General features: G+C 39.5%; 16 protein-coding genes. 6 read left to right on the top strand and 10 right to left on the bottom strand.

Annotation, left to right across the window (positions count from 1 at the left end; genetic code table 11):
• Positions 1 to 174: 174 nt before the first annotated feature.
• A complete protein-coding gene (locus tag HMPREF3263_RS04120; protein WP_005697780.1) occupies positions 175 to 996 on the top strand; it encodes a DUF5718 family protein in 822 nt (273 codons plus the stop codon).
• Positions 997 to 1,039: 43 nt separating this feature from the next.
• On the opposite strand, the gene birA is transcribed toward HMPREF3263_RS04120, so the two are convergent.
• Positions 1,040 to 1,954, bottom strand: coding sequence for a bifunctional biotin--[acetyl-CoA-carboxylase] ligase/biotin operon repressor BirA (gene birA, locus HMPREF3263_RS04115; protein WP_005697789.1), 915 nt, complete (start codon positions 1,952 to 1,954; stop codon positions 1,040 to 1,042).
• Between the two features lie 133 nt (positions 1,955 to 2,087).
• On the opposite strand from birA, the gene guaB reads away from it, so the two are divergent.
• The 3 genes from guaB to HMPREF3263_RS04100 all read left to right on the top strand — a co-directional run bounded on the left by guaB (position 2,088) and on the right by HMPREF3263_RS04100 (position 6,230).
• Positions 2,088 to 3,551, top strand: a complete 1,464-nt coding sequence (gene guaB, locus HMPREF3263_RS04110) for an IMP dehydrogenase (protein ID WP_005697778.1) — start codon at positions 2,088 to 2,090, stop codon at positions 3,549 to 3,551.
• A gap of 110 nt (positions 3,552 to 3,661) precedes the next feature.
• Entirely contained in the window at positions 3,662 to 5,221 is a 1,560-nt protein-coding gene (gene guaA, locus HMPREF3263_RS04105; protein ID WP_005697760.1) for a glutamine-hydrolyzing GMP synthase, read from the top strand.
• A 76-nt stretch (positions 5,222 to 5,297) separates the two neighbouring features.
• Positions 5,298 to 6,230: an AEC family transporter gene (locus HMPREF3263_RS04100; protein ID WP_005697781.1), complete on the top strand. Its 933-nt coding sequence runs from the start codon at positions 5,298 to 5,300 to the stop codon at positions 6,228 to 6,230.
• A 21-nt stretch (positions 6,231 to 6,251) separates the two neighbouring features.
• Here the strand turns inward: HMPREF3263_RS04100 and HMPREF3263_RS04095 are convergent, their stop codons facing one another.
• The 9 genes from HMPREF3263_RS04095 to HMPREF3263_RS04055 form a co-directional block, all read right to left on the bottom strand.
• Positions 6,252 to 6,497, bottom strand: a complete 246-nt coding sequence (locus HMPREF3263_RS04095; RefSeq protein ID WP_005697762.1) for a YgjV family protein — start codon at positions 6,495 to 6,497, stop codon at positions 6,252 to 6,254.
• Between the two features lie 121 nt (positions 6,498 to 6,618).
• Positions 6,619 to 6,948, bottom strand: coding sequence for a branched-chain amino acid transporter permease (locus HMPREF3263_RS04090; RefSeq protein ID WP_005697774.1), 330 nt, complete (start codon positions 6,946 to 6,948; stop codon positions 6,619 to 6,621).
• Positions 6,945 to 7,670, bottom strand: coding sequence for an azaleucine resistance protein AzlC (gene azlC, locus HMPREF3263_RS04085; RefSeq protein WP_005697765.1), 726 nt, complete (start codon positions 7,668 to 7,670; stop codon positions 6,945 to 6,947). The genes HMPREF3263_RS04090 and azlC overlap by 4 nt, the downstream gene beginning before the upstream one ends.
• 9 nt (positions 7,671 to 7,679) lie before the next feature.
• Entirely contained in the window at positions 7,680 to 8,609 is a 930-nt protein-coding gene (locus HMPREF3263_RS04080; RefSeq protein WP_005697769.1) for a LysR family transcriptional regulator, read from the bottom strand.
• Positions 8,610 to 8,723: 114 nt separating this feature from the next.
• A complete protein-coding gene (locus HMPREF3263_RS04075; protein WP_070853007.1) occupies positions 8,724 to 10,679 on the bottom strand; it encodes a site-specific recombinase in 1,956 nt (651 codons plus the stop codon).
• A gap of 147 nt (positions 10,680 to 10,826) precedes the next feature.
• Positions 10,827 to 11,879, bottom strand: coding sequence for a ferric ABC transporter ATP-binding protein (gene fbpC / locus HMPREF3263_RS04070; protein ID WP_005696376.1), 1,053 nt, complete (start codon positions 11,877 to 11,879; stop codon positions 10,827 to 10,829).
• A 24-nt stretch (positions 11,880 to 11,903) separates the two neighbouring features.
• On the bottom strand, positions 11,904 to 13,961 hold the full coding sequence (locus HMPREF3263_RS04065) for an ABC transporter permease (protein ID WP_049370560.1): 2,058 nt from the start codon (positions 13,959 to 13,961) through the stop codon (positions 11,904 to 11,906).
• Between the two features lie 65 nt (positions 13,962 to 14,026).
• The gene (locus HMPREF3263_RS04060) at positions 14,027 to 15,064 is read right to left on the bottom strand and encodes an ABC transporter substrate-binding protein (protein WP_005696379.1); all 1,038 of its coding nucleotides are present in this window, start codon (positions 15,062 to 15,064) and stop codon (positions 14,027 to 14,029) included.
• Positions 15,065 to 15,186: 122 nt separating this feature from the next.
• Positions 15,187 to 16,227 (bottom strand): ABC transporter substrate-binding protein, encoded by a 1,041-nt coding sequence (locus HMPREF3263_RS04055; protein WP_070775813.1) that lies wholly within the window; start codon positions 16,225 to 16,227, stop codon positions 15,187 to 15,189.
• Positions 16,228 to 16,412: 185 nt separating this feature from the next.
• Here HMPREF3263_RS04055 and udk point away from each other — a divergent pair, with 185 nt between their 5' ends.
• Together udk and dcd are read left to right on the top strand one after the other, a co-directional pair.
• Positions 16,413 to 17,054, top strand: a complete 642-nt coding sequence (udk, locus tag HMPREF3263_RS04050) for a uridine kinase (protein ID WP_070853006.1) — start codon at positions 16,413 to 16,415, stop codon at positions 17,052 to 17,054.
• A gap of 8 nt (positions 17,055 to 17,062) precedes the next feature.
• Positions 17,063 to 17,644: a dCTP deaminase gene (dcd, locus tag HMPREF3263_RS04045; RefSeq protein ID WP_049370185.1), complete on the top strand. Its 582-nt coding sequence runs from the start codon at positions 17,063 to 17,065 to the stop codon at positions 17,642 to 17,644.

The raw sequence follows: 17,644 nt of genomic DNA, 5'->3' as shown, positions 1-17,644 counted from the left end.
AGCGCGTCGTTGTGTGGGGCGTATTATAGGACTTTCAGAATTCTTTGCAAGTGCTTTTTTACAAAAAAGTTCAATTTTTTGATTGCCTGATGATTTAATCATCAAAGTGAATTGTCTTTGTTCAATATTCAAGGTAAATTACCTCCAAAGAGTAGGCATTTTAATGAGGTAGTTATGAATTTTGAGCAAATGATTGGTTTCGGTGTAGCAGGCAATTTCGCGGGACATTTAGAACAAGCCGGTGAAGCGGCAGATTTCACTCAAGTAAAAACAGAAAATGCCATTCAACCGAAAGCGATTTTCCCGTTTTATGTACCAAGTGAAAATGCGGGTTTTCTTTCTACCTTTCCTTTAAGTCACAATCAAATTAACTTTCCACAAGGTGCAGATAATCTTCAAATTGAACCTGAAATTGCGCTTATTTGTGATCTGATCTATAAAGGAAAGCAAGTTGAGCAGATTATCCCTCGCTATTTTGCAGCCTATAATGACTGCTCTATTCGTCGTCCTAATGCGAAAAAAATCTGTGAAAAGAAAAACTGGGGCGAGGCAAGCAAAGGTATTTCATCCAAACTGATTCCACTTTCTTCCTTTATTAAAGGAAGCGAAATTGATCAATATCGTATTGTTTGCTTCCATAAAAGAAATGGCGAACTGAATACTTATGGCATTGACAGTCCCGCTATCGGTTATAGCTATTTCCATCAACAATTATTAGATTGGATCGTGGATAGAATGAATAATCAACCCAATGAAGGACCAATGAATCATATTGCTTCTTTACTAGAGCAAGCAAACTATCCGAAACAAGCGATTATTAGCATTGGCGCTACCCGTTATACCGAGTTCGGTGAAACGCATTTCTTGCAACCCGATGATCTCAGCATTGTTGTCGTGTATAACGGTGAAAAATATTCTGCTGAGGAAATTGAGCAAATGGCAAGGGACGACAAATTTGCTGATGATATTTCAGCACTGATTCAGAAAGTGGTTTAGCATGCATATAAAAAGTGCGGTTAATTTCGACCGCACTTTTTATTTACTTCCTTCTTAAAGAAACTTCTCCAGCATTAAAATACCGCTCGCCTTCATCAGTTATGACTTTTAAATAACCGCGCTTATCAATTCCCTGCTCTATACCTGAAATCGCGCCTCGTTCTGTAAAAACATTCACTTCATCACCCAAAAATTCATTATGGTTTATCCATTGTTGCATGAATTCCTCATCAATACCCTTTTCTTCAAATTGAGCTAATCGAGAATAAATACGTTGAATTACTTTAATAAGGATCGTTTCTCGATCTATATCAGGATCCTGTTCGGTTAATTGTGCATACGGCTGACTAATTTCAGTTGATTGCGGTAATTTTACATTGATCCCAATACCAACTACTAAGTTTAGCAGACCATTCTTATTATTAATGATTTCCACTAAGATGCCACCCAGCTTTCGTCCCGAAAGTAAAACATCATTTGGCCATTTCACTTTTGCATTTAACGCTTCTGCAATGGCTAAACCAATCACCAAGCTTAATCCATCCAATGCTTTTTTAGGATCTATCGTCCAATAAAAACTGAAAATTAGCTGTCCTGCAAACGGTGAAAGCCATTGGCGACCACGACGTCCCCGTCCTGCCGTTTGATATTCTGCCAAGCACAAATCACCTTTTTTTAATTGGTTAATGTGATTCGTTATAAATTCATTTGTTGAAGAAATGGTTCGATGATAATGCACGGAATAAGGTAAAAGTGCGGTCGAAATTGTTTGCGGATTTAATAACGGCATCTCTGGCACAAGCTGACAAACATTATTTTCTTCTTGAATATTTAATCCCACCTCTCGCAGTAATGCTATCTCTTGCACTAATTCATCTGAATCTAATTTTAAAAAGGACATCAAATCTGACCGCACTTTAGGTTGACAATCCGATAAACACTCCAATAACGATGACATATTCATTCCTTCTTATAAAAACCTTGGCAAATCTTACCATAAAAGCGAAAAAATTCATTTTCAACCACATGAAAAATCTGTATAATCCCGGCGCAATATTTTTTGACACAACTTTTAACAGCGAGATATTGCCATGCTTAGAATCAAACAAGAAGCGCTTACTTTTGACGATGTTCTACTCGTCCCAGCTCATTCAACCGTTCTTCCGAACACAGCCAACCTCTCAACTCAACTCACCAAAGAAATTCGCTTAAATATTCCTATGCTTTCTGCTGCGATGGATACTGTCACAGAAACCAAATTAGCGATATCCTTAGCACAAGAAGGCGGCATCGGCTTTATTCACAAAAATATGACAATTGAACGCCAAGCGGATCGCGTTCGTAAAGTGAAAAAATTCGAAAGTGGTATTGTTTCTGAACCTGTGACTGTTTCACCCGATTTAACCCTTGCAGCACTTGCTGAAATGGTGAAGAAAAACGGCTTCGCAGGCTACCCTGTTGTCGATGCTGAAAATAACTTAATCGGTATTATCACTGGTCGCGACACGCGTTTCGTAAAAGATTTAAGTAAAACCGTTTCACAATTAATGACGAAGAAAGAAGATTTGGTCACCGTAAAAGAAGGTGCAAGCCGTGAAACAATTTTAGAATTAATGCATCAAAACCGCGTAGAGAAAGTACTTGTTGTAGATGATGCTTTCAAATTAAAAGGCATGATCACCGTTAAAGACTTCCAAAAAGCGGAACAAAAACCAAATGCATGTAAAGATGAATTCGGTCGTTTACGTGTCGGTGCGGCTGTAGGTGCTGGCCCAGGTAACGAAGAACGTATTGATGCACTAGTGAAAGCCGGCGTAGATGTGTTGTTAATCGACTCTTCTCACGGTCACTCAGAAGGTGTATTACAACGCGTTCGTGAAACGCGTGCAAAATATCCAAACTTGCCTATTGTTGCGGGTAACGTAGCAACTGCTGAAGGTGCTATCGCACTTGCAGACGCAGGCGCAAGCGCAGTGAAAGTAGGTATTGGCCCTGGTTCTATTTGTACAACGCGTATTGTGACCGGTGTAGGTGTTCCACAAATCACGGCTATCGCAGATGCTGCTGCTGCACTAAAAGATCGTGGTATTCCAGTTATTGCTGACGGTGGTATCCGTTTCTCTGGTGATATTGCAAAAGCTATTGCTGCAGGCGCAAGCTGTGTAATGGTTGGCTCTATGTTTGCAGGAACAGAAGAAGCACCGGGTGAAATCGAACTTTATCAAGGTCGAGCATTTAAATCTTACCGTGGTATGGGTTCATTAGGTGCTATGGCGAAAGGCTCATCAGACCGTTATTTCCAATCTGATAATGCAGCAGACAAACTCGTACCAGAAGGTATCGAAGGCCGTATTCCATACAAAGGTTACTTAAAAGAAATCATCCACCAACAAATGGGTGGCTTACGTTCTTGCATGGGCTTAACTGGCTGCGCAACTATCGAAGAATTACGCACAAAAGCAGAATTCGTTCGCATCAGTGGTGCAGGTATTAAAGAAAGTCACGTTCATGACGTAACTATTACTAAAGAAGCACCGAACTATCGTATGGGCTAATCCGTAAGGTGGGCTTTAGCTCACCTTTTGTTGTTTTAAAGTGCGGTTGATTTTTGTAAAGTTTTGGAGAAAATTGACCGTCTACACTATCAATAATAAGAGCATTATAAATGACAAATATCCACAACCATAAAATCCTGATCCTCGACTTTGGTTCCCAATACACCCAACTTATCGCCCGCCGTGTGCGCGAAATCGGTGTTTACTGCGAACTTTGGGCATGGGATGTGACTGAAGAACAAATACGTGAATTTAATCCAGATGGTATTATCCTTTCTGGTGGTCCAGAGAGTACCACTGAAGAAAATAGTCCACGCGCACCTGAATATGTATTTAATGCTGGTGTGCCTATATTGGGTATTTGTTATGGTATGCAAACCATGGCGATGCAACTTGGCGGTTTAACTGAAACTTCTGATCATCGTGAATTCGGCTATGCTTCTGTTTTAATGGATAATCCGACCGCACTGTTCGCTCATTTAAATGATGGTGACAGCAAATTAGATGTATGGATGAGTCATGGCGATAAAGTAACGCGTTTACCAGAAAACTTCCAAGTTACCGGTACGACTCCAACCTGTCCAATTGCTGCAATGTCTGACGAAAATCGTCGTTTCTACGGCGTACAATTCCACCCTGAAGTAACTCATACTAAAAAAGGTTTGGAATTATTGATGAATTTCGTGGTGAACATTTGTGGTTGCGAAACCAAATGGACAGCAGAAAACATTATCGAAGATGCCGTTGCTCGCATTAAAGCGCAAGTGGGCAATGATGAAGTGATTTTAGGTTTATCTGGTGGTGTGGACTCTTCTGTAGTTGCATTACTTTTACACCGTGCTATCGGTAAAAAATTACACTGCGTATTCGTGGATAATGGTTTACTCCGCTTACACGAAGGCGATCAAGTCATGGAAATGTTTGGTGATAAATTCGGCTTGAACATTACCCGCGTTGATGCAGAAAGCCGTTTCTTAGGTGAACTTGCAGGCGTATCGGATCCTGAAGCAAAACGTAAAATTATCGGTAAAGTGTTTGTCGATGTGTTCGATGATGAATCGAAAAAACTCACTAATGTGAAATGGTTGGCACAAGGTACGATCTACCCTGACGTAATCGAATCTGCGGCAAGCAAAACCGGTAAAGCACATGTGATTAAATCACACCACAACGTAGGTGGCTTACCGGACTATATGAAACTTGGCTTAGTTGAACCGCTGCGTGAATTATTTAAAGATGAAGTGCGTAAAATCGGTTTAGCATTAGGCTTACCAGCTGAAATGATCAACCGTCACCCATTCCCTGGTCCAGGTTTAGGCGTGCGTGTATTAGGCGAAGTGAAAAAAGAATACTGCGATTTATTACGCCGTGCAGATGCAATCTTTATCGAAGAATTACGCAATAGCGGTTGGTATGAAAAAACCAGCCAAGCTTTCAGCGTGTTCTTACCAGTAAAATCTGTTGGCGTAATGGGCGATGGCCGTAAATACGATTGGGTTATTTCCCTACGCGCAGTAGAAACCATCGACTTTATGACCGCACATTGGGCTAATTTGCCTTATGATTTATTAGGCAAAGTATCTAACCGCATCATCAACGAAGTGAACGGCATTTCCCGCGTGGTATACGACATCAGCGGAAAACCCCCAGCAACTATCGAGTGGGAGTAACCTAAATCAATTTAAAGGGCAAATTATTTGCCCTTTTGTTCTTTCATAGCACTAATTTATCTCATCAATATTCAATATGAACATCGCTTTTTTACTCGGCACTAAAATTATTGAACTGACACTCATTGTGCTTATTGGCTATGGGTTGGTTAAATCAAAATTATTAAAATCAGAAGATAGCAAGCCGCTTTCTATTATTGGACTTTATGTTATCAGCCCATCGGTGATGATTGAGGCATTTCAAATTGATTACACGCCAGAAATCCTGCAAGGTTTGCAGCTTTCACTGCTTATGGCGGTGTTTCTTCACATTATTCTGATTATTATTGGTAGTCTATTAAAACGCCTATTAAAGCTCGATCCTATTGAGCACGCCACCTCTATTTATTCCAATTCTGGTAACTTAATTATTCCGATTGTGATGTCGCTATTTGGCAAAGAATGGGTCATTTATGCCAGTTGCTTTATTGTGGTTCAAACCTTTCTATTTTGGACGCATTGCCGGTTGATTATTGTTGGAAAAGGAAATTTATCCTTGAAGATGATTGCCAAAAACATCAATATTTGGTCAATTCTCGTCGGAGCATTTTTATTTGCTTTTCAAATCAAGTTGCCAAATATTATTAATGGTACGCTGTCTTCGATTGGCTTGTTTATTGGCCCGAATGCCATGCTTGTTGCCGGTATGCTGATTGCGGCTATTCCTTTACGGAGCATCGTATCATCCAAACGCATTTATTTAGTCACACTTTTGCGCTTGTTACTTATTCCACTTGCATTATTGGTATTAATAAAGCTGATTGGTTTTGTACATTGGGTCGAAAAAGGCGAGATAATTGTTCTGATTAGTTTTCTTGCAACGACCAGTCCATCTGCTTCGACAGTGACACAAATGGCGGTGATTTATAACAACAATCCACAAAAAGCCAGCGCCATTTATGGGATAACGACGCTGCTTTGTATGTTTACTATGCCACTGGTGATTGCGTTATACCAAATGTGGGGGTAAATGGAGAAAAAGTGCGGTCAATTATTTAAGCACTTTTGATGCTGGTTGCTCTTTTTTCAAACGATAAAGTTGATATAAGTTAACGAAAAATAAGAATGCGTTTAGAAGCGCAACTGGATAAGATTTGATGATCAAACTGTAAATAACAAAGAGTATCGCCCCAATTGCATTGACAACTCTCAAGTGAACAATGGATTTGAATAAAAAAGACACGGCCACAAAGAATGTTGCCAAATAACCTAATAACTCGATGAAATTAAATTCCATAAATCTCTCCGTCAACAATGATTGAGGCGACATCATAAAAGATTTTGGAATTGAGGAAAAGAGGCGAAATAAAGGCAACCGATTGCAATATCAAGAAATTTTTATTTCGCTCAAAATTCGCTTAGATAAAGATTTTCTGCACTAAAAACATATAACAAATTGTGCCTGCTGAGATAGAAAGAAACATGTTCTTTTTCCAGAAATGCAATCCCAATACCAAAACACCCGCTATGAAATTAGGCAAGCCATGATAACCACTCAACACATCCACATTTTTATAGCAATACACGACTAACATCCCAAACATCGCTGCGGGTAATACTTTACCTAGATAACGAACATATTCCGGAATCGGGCGATTTGCGGGAAAAATCCAGAAAGGCAATAATCGGGTAAATTGCACGCACAGAATACAAATCACAATGGTGATAATTTGTTCCATCAATGTCATTTTAGTGCCTCCAATTTAGATGAAAGTTTAGGTCGTCTTACAGTTAACAGAATCCAAATACTAATGAGTGTTGGCACTAAAAAATACTCTTTTCCAACAATTAATAGCGATGCAAAAGCCACACCTAAACCTAATAATGAGCTTTCGTGAGATTTCTCTTTGAGCCAGTTTTCGGCAAAAATCACCAGGAAAAGTGCGGTCATACCAAACTCTACCCCTTTTAAATCAAAAGGAATGATTGAACCAAATAGATTACCTAATCCCGCTCCAACGACCCAATAGAGATGGAGATAAAAACTGACAAAGAACATATACCAGCCTTTATCTAAATGATCGGGAATCTTCGCCATATAGTTCAGGGAAAAACTTTCATCGACTAGGGTACTAATTAAATACCAACGTTTTTTCCCGAGTTGAGCACCATATTTTTCTAACATGGAAATGCCATAAAAAATTTGGCGACCACTGACCATCAGCGTAACCAACGCAACACTTAAAGGCGAAAAAGGCATAACTAAGGCGGCTGCTGCAATAAATTCCACGGAGCCCGCATAAATGAGTGCTGCCATTGCCACAGGGAACCAAACACCGAATCCAAGTGCTTTCATGTAAATGCCGTATGCTATGCCTAAAAATAAAAAGCCTGCAAGCATTGGCATACTGTAAGGAAATGCCGCTTTTGCCGCGGCTTTGATGGGATTTTCTGTCACTACTTCTGACATATTGACCTACTACAACTCTAAAACAGACAAACCAGGTAAGGTCGAAAAACTTTGTGCTTTTACTGTTTGATGGAAATCTTCGATATAAGCTAAATTAGCATCTTCTTTACGAATCGCGGCATAGAGGTTACTGTACAACCCTTCTTCTGTAATTTTACGCGCCACCACATACCCTTTTTCTAAATAAGGTAATGCCGCCCAATAAGGCACGGTAGCAATGCCTCGACGACTCGCTACTAACTGAATCAAGGCGATCGTTAGCTCCGTTGTACGACGTGGCGGATTAATACCTTTTGGTTTCAACACTTGACGATATAAATCCAACATATCATCAGGCACGGGATAGGTTACCCAAGTTTCTTCAGCGAAATCTTCTGCCTGCCAAACCTCTTTATTGGCTAATGGATGATCTTTAGAACAGATTCCCACCATTTCATAAGAAAATAACGGCTTAAATAAAACATCATCATTTTGTTCAACTTCAGACACAATCGCCCAATCTGCACGATGAGACAATAGCAATCCAACCGGATCAGTGTGGAAGCCTGACACAATATCCAATTCTACCAAACTCCAATGCTGACGAAATTCATCCATCGCCGGCATTAACCAGTCGAAACAGGTATGACACTCTACTGCAATTCTTAACTGCCCTGCATCACCGTGTTTTACACGTGCAAGTTCACGTTCTGCATCTACCACTTTCGGAAGAATTTCATTGGCAAGACGAATTAAGCGATCGCCTGCTGCGGTAAAACGCAATGGATTACTTTTACGCTCAAATAGAGGTAAACCGAATTGCTCTTCCATTAACTTAATTTGATGAGAAAGTGCTGATTGTGTTAAATAAACACGTTTTGCCGCCATTGAAACGCTGCCCGTTTCCTTTAACGCAAGCAAGGTTCTTAGGTGACGAAGTTCAAGAAATGTTGGTTTCATTAGAATAATTCATAAAGTTATCGTATTAGATGAGCAACATGATAACGCAAATTAAATTGTGCGAAAAGAAAGTACGGTCAAAAACGTTGATATTTTTGACCGCACTTAAGATGATTATTTATCTAATTGAACGGGAAGAAATAAGCTCAATGGACGTTTTTTCACAATTTGACACACTTCATGCCAAATTGGCCACCAGCTATCAATTTCCGCATTCAAAGAACGCAATGCCACCCAAAGCGTTAATGAAAAACTGACAATTAAATTCACCAAACCAATCAACAATACAAAACCAATGCATTGTAAAAGCAATGAATAGGCGAAATGTCCGCTCACTGCAATATAACCGACATTCGCAGATGAAAATGCCACATGACGAATATCTAACGGAAGATGCGTTAAGTAACCCGCTACACCGGTAATCCCAAGCAACATACCAAAGCAAAGATTACCAATAAGCGAGCCATAATTTTCATGCATATAATTAGCAAATTTAATGCGAGTCTTTTCAGACATTAGTTTTTTCAATAACGGATGTTGGGTTAAACGCATGCGCATATTCAAATAATTGCTTCGGTTATCAAAATAGCCCGAAATAATCCCCGAGCAGAATAACCATACCCCAGCAATAGCGGCAAACCATAAGGTTCCCGCAAAAGGAGCAATACTATGCAACTGATAAGCGATTTGATCAGCGTTCATCAATGGCTCACCCGTTTTATATTGGTAACCAAACGCAATCAACGCAGCCAATCCCATCGCGATGAGCACATTGCCTAGTACCGCAATACTTTGAGAGCGAAATACATCCACTAATAATTGGGCTAATTTTATATTGACAGTTTTACCTTGAGGCGTTTTCTCAACAGCCTCAGCAAAACGGGCTGCAGTCATGGCAGGCTGTTTGGTTGCAACCGTGAAATGCAGCATAAAGATCACCATGAAACCTAAGCCGTAATTTAAGCCTTCTGCAATGCCTTTCCAGACTTTGTCATCAATGATACTGCCTAGATAGGTTTTAAATAGTGCCATCAGTGCAATTAATACACCACCACCTGCGGCAGAATAAAACATTGCCCAATACTCTTTTTTATCTCGAGTAATGTAATGCTCACCATGATCGCCTGCATTTTGGGTAATGCTACGTGAAATTAATCTTGAGCTTTGTTTCCATAATCTAGTAATGCTATGTTTTTCTGCTGCCGCACGGGCAAAACAACCGGTTAATAATAAGATTCGACGCGGCAAATAGCGATTTGAAACAAAAATCGCCATCAAGGTTTCCAATCGCTCTAAGGTCTGAGAAAGACGCTCCAATAAATAAGCCGTATTTAAAGAAGAGCCCACCATTGCTCCACGTTTTTGCAAACGCTCAACCAATTTTTTACATTGGCTAAACATTACCTGCAAATGACTATCATCAAAAACGGTTGATTGGCGGCGCGCCTGTAACCAATTCACTACTTCATGGTGCAATGCGACAAAAGGGGAATCTGCATTCAACAGAGAGGGCTCCATTCGCATCAACTCAGGATCCATATCTTCAGCCGCAATCCAAATTGAAAGCATCTCTATGGCAAATAGCCCTTCACTTTCAATATGATTTTTTAAACGTTCCCGATCTTTTTGTTCTGTATAACGGGTTAAAACGCCAAATACGCCTCGCCACGTTTTTAAAGGAACGGCATCAATCCAGCGTGCATCATTTTTATCGCTAAACAATAAATAAAAAATATCACGTAAATCATTAATATCTTTAAAAGAGGGGTTAAAACGCTCATAAATACGCGTTTTCATTTCCTGTCCAAAACCGCCACGCGTAAGAATACCGCTACTAATAAACAACGGATAAAGGCGTAAACCACATAACCAACCGCATAATAATTTCGAAACAGAATAGCCTAATTCTTTATCGTTCTTTAAGATAAACTTAAATAAATGCAAGGTCGGAGAAATTTTTTCTGTGGGGCTGCTACGTAATAATTGGCACAAGCCCTCTACGAGACCAAAGGCATCGTTTTCCGCCACTTTGTTACGCAAAAATTGCGGTAAGGTATCGGTTTTAATCATGAGCTTTCCCCTTTTATCGTTTTATATTTAAAAGCGAGACATTATACAACTCTGTTGGATAAAGTAAAAATGAGCGGAAAAGTGCGGTCAATTTTGAACGGATTTTAAAAGAAAAGACGTATGCTTCCATACGCCTTTAAATTGATATTATTTCTCTTTCTTCAGCAAGAAAATACCTTGTTCAGAGAAATTCACATAAGCTTGTTTGAGATCAGCATTAAAGTCTTCTGGTTTAGTATTAATGAGCAATTCTTTGCCTGCCCAAATTGCCACCACTTCCCAGTGGTTACCCATATAGACTGCACTCTTGATTTCACATTGTTGTGCTGCCTCGCCTTCTGCTTTTAAGTAAATCGCTTCAGGACGAACGCCCACCAAGCATTCACCATCCGGTAAATTGAATTGCGCCGCATTGCTTAATGGTAATTTATAACCATTCACGTCAATGGTATTATTTTCTAATTTACCTTCAAAGATGCTTGATTCACCCATGAAGTTTGCAAGAAATAAAGAATTTGGACGCAAATAAAGCTCTTTTGCTGGCGCTTTTTGCATGATTTTACCTTTATTCATGACGATAACTTCATCAGACACCGCAAATGCTTCGGTTTGGTCGTGAGTCACATAAAGTGAGGTAATACCTAAACTTTGTTGTAATTCACGGATTTTTTCACGCATAGAACGACGTAAGTTTGCATCCAAGTTACTTAATGGTTCATCAAAAAGTAATACTTTTGGTTTTAATACTAACGCACGTGCTAATGCCACACGTTGTTGTTGACCACCTGAAATTTGATCCACAAAACGATCTTCAAAACCCGCTAAGTCAACCAACTCTAACGCTTCTTTTACACGTTTAGCGCGTTCTTCTTTACCCACGCCTTGCATACGTAAACCGTAGCCCACGTTATCGCCAATACTCATATGCGGGAATAATGCGTAAGACTGGAATACGATACAAATATCACGGTTTTGAATAGATGATTTGGTTACATCTTCACCATCGATAAAAATCTGACCCGAAGTTGGGTTTTCTAAGCCTGCCACTAAACGTAACACAGTGGTTTTACCACAACCAGATGGCCCTAATAAGGTCACCATGGTGCCACGTTTAATGGTTAAATCTAAATTATCAATGACTGTGGATTTACCAAAAGATTTGGTGATATTTTTTAATACTAAGAAATCATTATTACTCATAATATTTACCTACAACTTAACGAGTTAATTCATTTTTTTCGCTTTAGAACGGGAAATTCGGGTATCACCCACAATCCAGTCAAAGAATAAAATAATAGCCATCATTACAATAATTAAAATCGAACCGTATGCGATAGCAACACCATATTCACCATCTTCTACACGGTTTAAAATATAGGCTGTTGCCACACGTGTATCAGCGGTGACTAAGAAGATAATCGCACTTACGGTGGTCATTGCACGAACAAAGCTTGTAACCAATGCAGAAAGTAACGCTGGTTTTAACAATGGTAAAACGATAAACCATAATGTTTTCCATGAGCTACCTTTTAAAGAAAGAGACGCTTCATCAAGTGATTTATCTAATTGTCCAAGACCTGCAATCGCTGCACGCATACCGATTGGTAAATCACGCATTACCATTGAAATGATCACGATAATGCTGGTGCCTGTAATGTAAAGTGGCGCATTGTTAAAGGCTAAAATATAAGATACCCCTGCAACAGTTCCTGGTACGGCGAAGCAAAGCATGGTTAAGAACTCAAGAGATTTTTTACCTTGGAAATCTTTACGCACCACAATATACGCAATTAATAAACCGAAAAGTGCGGTCAATGGTGCGGCAATTCCTGCGTAGATTAAAGTATTAATCAATGATGGCCATGCCCCATCGCTTAAGCCTTGTCCGAATAACATCGCATAGTTTTTCAAGGTTAAGGTGTAATCTACGCCCCAGTTCACCGTGAAACTACCGTAGAAAATACTGCCGTATAACGCTAAGTTAAAGAGTACCCAGAAACCAAGCATTCCGATGATGGTATATTTCAAGCCGGTTGGTAAATCTTGCACGTCACCACGATAGGATTTGCCTGAAACGGTCACATAAGAGCGATTACCAATCCAAATATATTGGATGATAAATACGGCTAATGAGAAGATTAAAAGCATCGAACCTAAAGTACTTGCTGACGCGTAATCTAATTGTGAGCCTGCGATATAGAAGTAGATTTGCGTTGCAATTACGTCAAAGCTACCGCCCAATACTAACGGGTTACTAAAGTCCGCTAAGGATTGGATAAACACGATTAAGAATGAGTTTGCCAATGCCGGACGCAATAATGGGAAAATGATATTAAAGAATGTTTGGTAACGATTTGCACGTAAGGTGTAAGACGCTTCTTCAATTGATGGGTGAACCGATTTTAATGCCCCATCTAAAATCATGAATGAAATCGGCGCAAAAGCAAGAATCTGCGCAATGGCAATTCCGTTAAAGCCGTATAACCAGTTGTGGTTCTCAAATCCAAATGTTGAAGCTAAGAACTCAGTCACATAACCAGAACGACCTAGCATTAATGTTACCCCTAAACCCACAACGAATGGCGGTGTAACGATTGGTAAAATAGAGAAAATTTTACCAATAAATGCTGTTCTACGTGCAATACGGGTGGTATAAAGTGCAAAAGCTAAACCGAAAATTGTTGATACGATACCCACAAAGCCAGATAAAAATAACGAGTTGCTAATAACTCGAACAATATAGCTTTGAGTTAGAATTCGCATCACTTGTTGCGGTGCAAAGGTATCACCGTCATAGAACATTGAAACAAAGATGGCCAATGTTGGATAAACGATGAAGAAGAAAATTAATAAGATAATGCAAAGTAAAGAGGCAATAATAAATTTATCCCCTTGCATCACTTTTAATTTGGCGAAGGAAAATGTCGCCAATGCGGTTAAACTCGCGATTAATACAATCACAGAATAACCCATGCTGACTTTATAAATTGTCGCACTGACAAAGATAAACAACGTCGCCGCAGCAATAAGATACAGCTCAGCTTTCGCTTGCGTATCCTTCGGTAATTTAAGAAGTGGCATCAATCCGTATAAAATAACCGGTAAAAACCATAATGCCGTAATATTTAACGAAGACCAACCCATTGCACCTAAGTATTCATCGCTTGTGCTTTCAAACAAGCCATAATCTAAAGCGTGGGAAGGCAGAAGAAGAAATGCAATTACAGCAAGAATTATCCAAAAGTTAGCAGATTGGATAATAGGAAGTTTATTTGCGTTCATACAACCTCGCATAAAAGAAAAAAGCGAAATAATATAATAGCTATTATTTCGCTATGTATACATCATTATTTTGCTAATTTAACATCATCAACCCATTTTGTAATCAAACGTTTACGTAAATCACTTGAGCCGTATTTGTCAAAATCATAATTAATTAAATTGATGGATTTAAAATCGAGTGCATAAGGCGATTGCTCAGCGGTACTATTGGTTAAAATAGAATACGCTTCCCCTTTTTTCCAGGTTAACTCTTGCGCTTCTTTTGATAACGCCCAATCCACAAATAATTTCGCATTTTCAAGGTTTCTTGCACCTTTAATAATGCTCACGCCACCAATTTCATAGCCTGTACCTTCGCAAGGTACAACTAATTCCACTGGTGCACCTTTGGCTTTCTCTAAAGAATATTCATGTAAAAAACCAATTCCGATTGCGGTTTCACCACGTGCTGTATTACGGGTTGCCGTGTTACCGGATTTAGTATATTGGGAAACGTTTTTATTGAGTTCTTTGAGATATTTGAACGCTTCATCTTCACCCCAAAGTTGGATATAGGTCGCTAACTGAGTATAACCTGTTCCAGAACTTTGTGGATCGGCTGCTTGGATCTCATTACGATAAGCAGGATCAGCTAGATCTTTCCAACATTTTGGTGTCGGTAAATTGAGTTTTTTCAAACGTTCTGGATTGATACCAAAGCCTAATACACCGAGATAAATCGCGGAGGAATAGTTGCCCTTAATTTTAGCGGGATCTCTAAACTGCTCAGGAATTTGAGCGAGATTTGGTGACTTATACGCTTCAAGTAAGCCCATTTCACCCGCTTGAGAATGAGGATCAAGCGTGCCGCCATACCACACATCTCCTTGAGGGTTGTCTTTCTCAGCATCAATTTTGGCTAAAATTGTGCCTGTGCCACCACGGATAAAACTGGTTTTGATACCATATTTTTTCTCAAAAGCCATGGTTTCTTGCTCGCACATCGTATTTTGTGCACTACAATAAACAACTAAACGGCCTTCTGCTGCTGATGCGTGAGAGCTCAGTAACACGCCACCAAATACAACACCAGAAAGTGCTAAAGCAACGTTAGACATTTTCATTGGTTCACTCCTGTGTCTTTATAGAAATAAGATGAGTTGGCACTCATCGTAGTAACCCATCTTGTGGATTTAAAATGCAAAGTGCGGTCAAAATTTCTCTGTTTTTAACCGCACTTTAAACATTATTTCGCTAATTTAACGTCTTGAACCCATTTTTCAATTAAGGCTTTGCGTTGTTCGGTTGCACCGTATTTTTCAAAGTCATAATTGATCAGATTAAGTTTACTTGGATCAAACGCGGTTGGCGATTGTTCCGCTGTGGTGTTGGTTAAGATTTGTAAAGAATCACCTTGTTTCCATGCTAACTCTTGACCTTCTTTAGATAATGCCCAATCCACGAATAATTTTGCGTTATCGATGTTACGCGCACCTTTTAAGATACTCACGCCGCCTAACTCGTAGCCTGTACCTTCACAAGGCACCACTAATTCCAACGGCGCACCTTGACGTTTTTCAAGTGCGTAATCGTGTAAGAAACCGATACCTACCGCAGTTTCACCACGTGCTGCATTACGAGATGGAGTCACACCTGATTTGGTGTATTGCGATACGTTTGGATGTAATGCTTTTAAGAAATCAAAGGCTTTATCTTCGCCCCAAAGTTGAACGAAAGTAGCCAATGCAGTGTAAGCTGTACCCGCACTTTGTGGGTCAGCAATTTGCACTTCACCTTTTAAGCGAGGATCGGTTAAATCTTTCCAGCATTTTGGTACTTCTTTAATACCTAATTTTGCTAAACGCTCGGTATTCACACCAAAACCTAAGATACCCATGTAAATCGCAGAGACATAATGTCCTTTGGTTTTCGCTGGATCACGGAAACGCTCAACAATTTCATCAATGTGTTTAGATTTATAAGGTTCGATTAAACCTAATTCTGCCGCTTGTGCTTGAGGGTCGAATGTACCACCAAACCAAACGTCTGCTTGTGGGTTATTTTTTTCCGCTTCAACTTTTGCAAAAGTACTGCCTGAACCGTTGCGAATAAATGAGGTTTTCACATCATATTTTTCGCCAAAGGCTTTAGTTGTCGTTTCACAAAGAATGTTAGTCGCACTACAATACACCACTAAACGCCCTTGAGCATTAACAGCTGATGATGTCATGAAGCCTGCAGCTAAAAGTGCGGTTGAAATGGAGAGAGAAATTTTATTCATTTTCATCGTACACTCCTCATAAATAACACTGATGAAATAATAAAAACGAGCACATCGTAAGCGAAAACGAAAAAAAATTCCGTGAACTACTTCACAAATTTAAAAAATTTAAATAAAAAAGAAAGATGAATTTAAACTGATTTTTCTTTATAATCCTTGTAATTTTTACCTTCCGTTTTTGAGGACGTTCTATGTCAGACTCATCTTGTATTATCATCGCTATCACGGGGGCATCCGCTTCAGGAAAAAGCTCTATTGCTTCCACCGTTCATAAAGAACTTTGTAACGACTTAGGTTGTGAAGAAATCGGCATTATTGCTGAAGACAGCTACTATAAAGATCAAAGCCATTTAGAGATGAGTGAGCGAGTAAAAACCAATTATGACCACCCAAGTTCAATGGATAGAGATTTACTCATTCAACACTTAAAAGACTTAAAAAACGGAACTGCCGTTGATATTCCCGTCTATAGCTATGTTGATCATACCAGAACAGGCGAGACCAAACACTTCACGCCGAAAAAAATTGTGATTTTAGAAGGCATCTTATTGCTCACTGATGAGCGAGTTCGCCAATTAGCCGATATTTCTGTCTTCGTAGATACGCCATTAGATATTTGTTTTATCCGCCGTTTACAACGTGATATGGAAGAGCGTGGTCGTTCATTACAATCAGTCATTGACCAATATCGTGCAACTGTTCGTCCAATGTTCTTGCAATTTATCGAACCATCAAAACAATATGCGGATATCGTGATACCTCGAGGTGGTAAAAACCGTATTGCGATTAATATGTTAAAAGCTCAAATTCTTCATTTATTAAACGAAAAATAGGAAAAATCATGCGTCTTTGCGATACCGATATCGAACGCTATCTAGATGATGGCATTATTTCTTTAACGCCTCGTCCTGAAAATGATAAAATCAATGGGGCAACCATTGATGTGCGTTTAGGCAATTCATTTCGCGTATTTCGTGAACATTCCGCGCCTTATATTGATTTAAGTGGCCCGAAAGAAGAAGTCTCTGCTCAACTTGAATCAGTGATGAGTGACGAAATTATTATCGGTGATGATGAAGCCTTCTTCTTACACCCTGGTATGTTGGCATTAGCAACCACATTGGAGTCAGTGAAACTCCCTGCCAATATTATCGGTTGGCTAGATGGTCGTTCTTCACTTGCTCGTTTAGGCTTAATGGTGCATGTTACCGCTCATCGTATTGATCCAGGTTGGGAAGGCAAAATTGTGTTGGAATTCTACAACTCCGGCAAATTACCTTTAGCATTGCGTCCAAATATGGTGATTGGTGCTTTAAGTTTTGAAGTATTAAGTGGCCCAGCAGCTCGTCCTTACATCAGCCGTAAAGATGCGAAATATAAACATCAGCAAAATGCGGTAGCGAGCCGAATTAATGAGGATTAA

This window comes from Haemophilus sp. HMSC61B11 (assembly GCF_001838615.1).
Taxonomy (GTDB): Bacteria; Pseudomonadota; Gammaproteobacteria; order Enterobacterales; family Pasteurellaceae; genus Haemophilus_D; species Haemophilus_D parainfluenzae_AD.
The sequence above is the reverse complement of the archived record's forward strand: the minus strand, read 5'-3'. Positions and strand labels throughout refer to the sequence as shown.

Bases quoted from the DNA above. Each gene is read 5' to 3' on its own strand.
- HMPREF3263_RS04120 (WP_005697780.1), top strand. From the start codon at position 175: ATGAATTTTGAGCAAATGATTGGTTTCGGTGTAGCAGGCAATTTCGCG.
- birA (WP_005697789.1), bottom strand. From the start codon at position 1,954: ATGTCATCGTTATTGGAGTGTTTATCGGATTGTCAACCTAAAGTGCGG.
- guaB (WP_005697778.1), top strand. From the start codon at position 2,088: ATGCTTAGAATCAAACAAGAAGCGCTTACTTTTGACGATGTTCTACTC.
- guaA (WP_005697760.1), top strand. From the start codon at position 3,662: ATGACAAATATCCACAACCATAAAATCCTGATCCTCGACTTTGGTTCC.
- HMPREF3263_RS04100 (WP_005697781.1), top strand. From the start codon at position 5,298: ATGAACATCGCTTTTTTACTCGGCACTAAAATTATTGAACTGACACTC.
- HMPREF3263_RS04095 (WP_005697762.1), bottom strand. From the start codon at position 6,497: ATGGAATTTAATTTCATCGAGTTATTAGGTTATTTGGCAACATTCTTT.
- HMPREF3263_RS04090 (WP_005697774.1), bottom strand. From the start codon at position 6,948: ATGACATTGATGGAACAAATTATCACCATTGTGATTTGTATTCTGTGC.
- azlC (WP_005697765.1), bottom strand. From the start codon at position 7,670: ATGTCAGAAGTAGTGACAGAAAATCCCATCAAAGCCGCGGCAAAAGCG.
- HMPREF3263_RS04080 (WP_005697769.1), bottom strand. From the start codon at position 8,609: ATGAAACCAACATTTCTTGAACTTCGTCACCTAAGAACCTTGCTTGCG.
- HMPREF3263_RS04075 (WP_070853007.1), bottom strand. From the start codon at position 10,679: ATGATTAAAACCGATACCTTACCGCAATTTTTGCGTAACAAAGTGGCG.
- fbpC (WP_005696376.1), bottom strand. From the start codon at position 11,879: ATGAGTAATAATGATTTCTTAGTATTAAAAAATATCACCAAATCTTTT.
- HMPREF3263_RS04065 (WP_049370560.1), bottom strand. From the start codon at position 13,961: ATGAACGCAAATAAACTTCCTATTATCCAATCTGCTAACTTTTGGATA.
- HMPREF3263_RS04060 (WP_005696379.1), bottom strand. From the start codon at position 15,064: ATGAAAATGTCTAACGTTGCTTTAGCACTTTCTGGTGTTGTATTTGGT.
- HMPREF3263_RS04055 (WP_070775813.1), bottom strand. From the start codon at position 16,227: ATGAAAATGAATAAAATTTCTCTCTCCATTTCAACCGCACTTTTAGCT.
- udk (WP_070853006.1), top strand. From the start codon at position 16,413: ATGTCAGACTCATCTTGTATTATCATCGCTATCACGGGGGCATCCGCT.
- dcd (WP_049370185.1), top strand. From the start codon at position 17,063: ATGCGTCTTTGCGATACCGATATCGAACGCTATCTAGATGATGGCATT.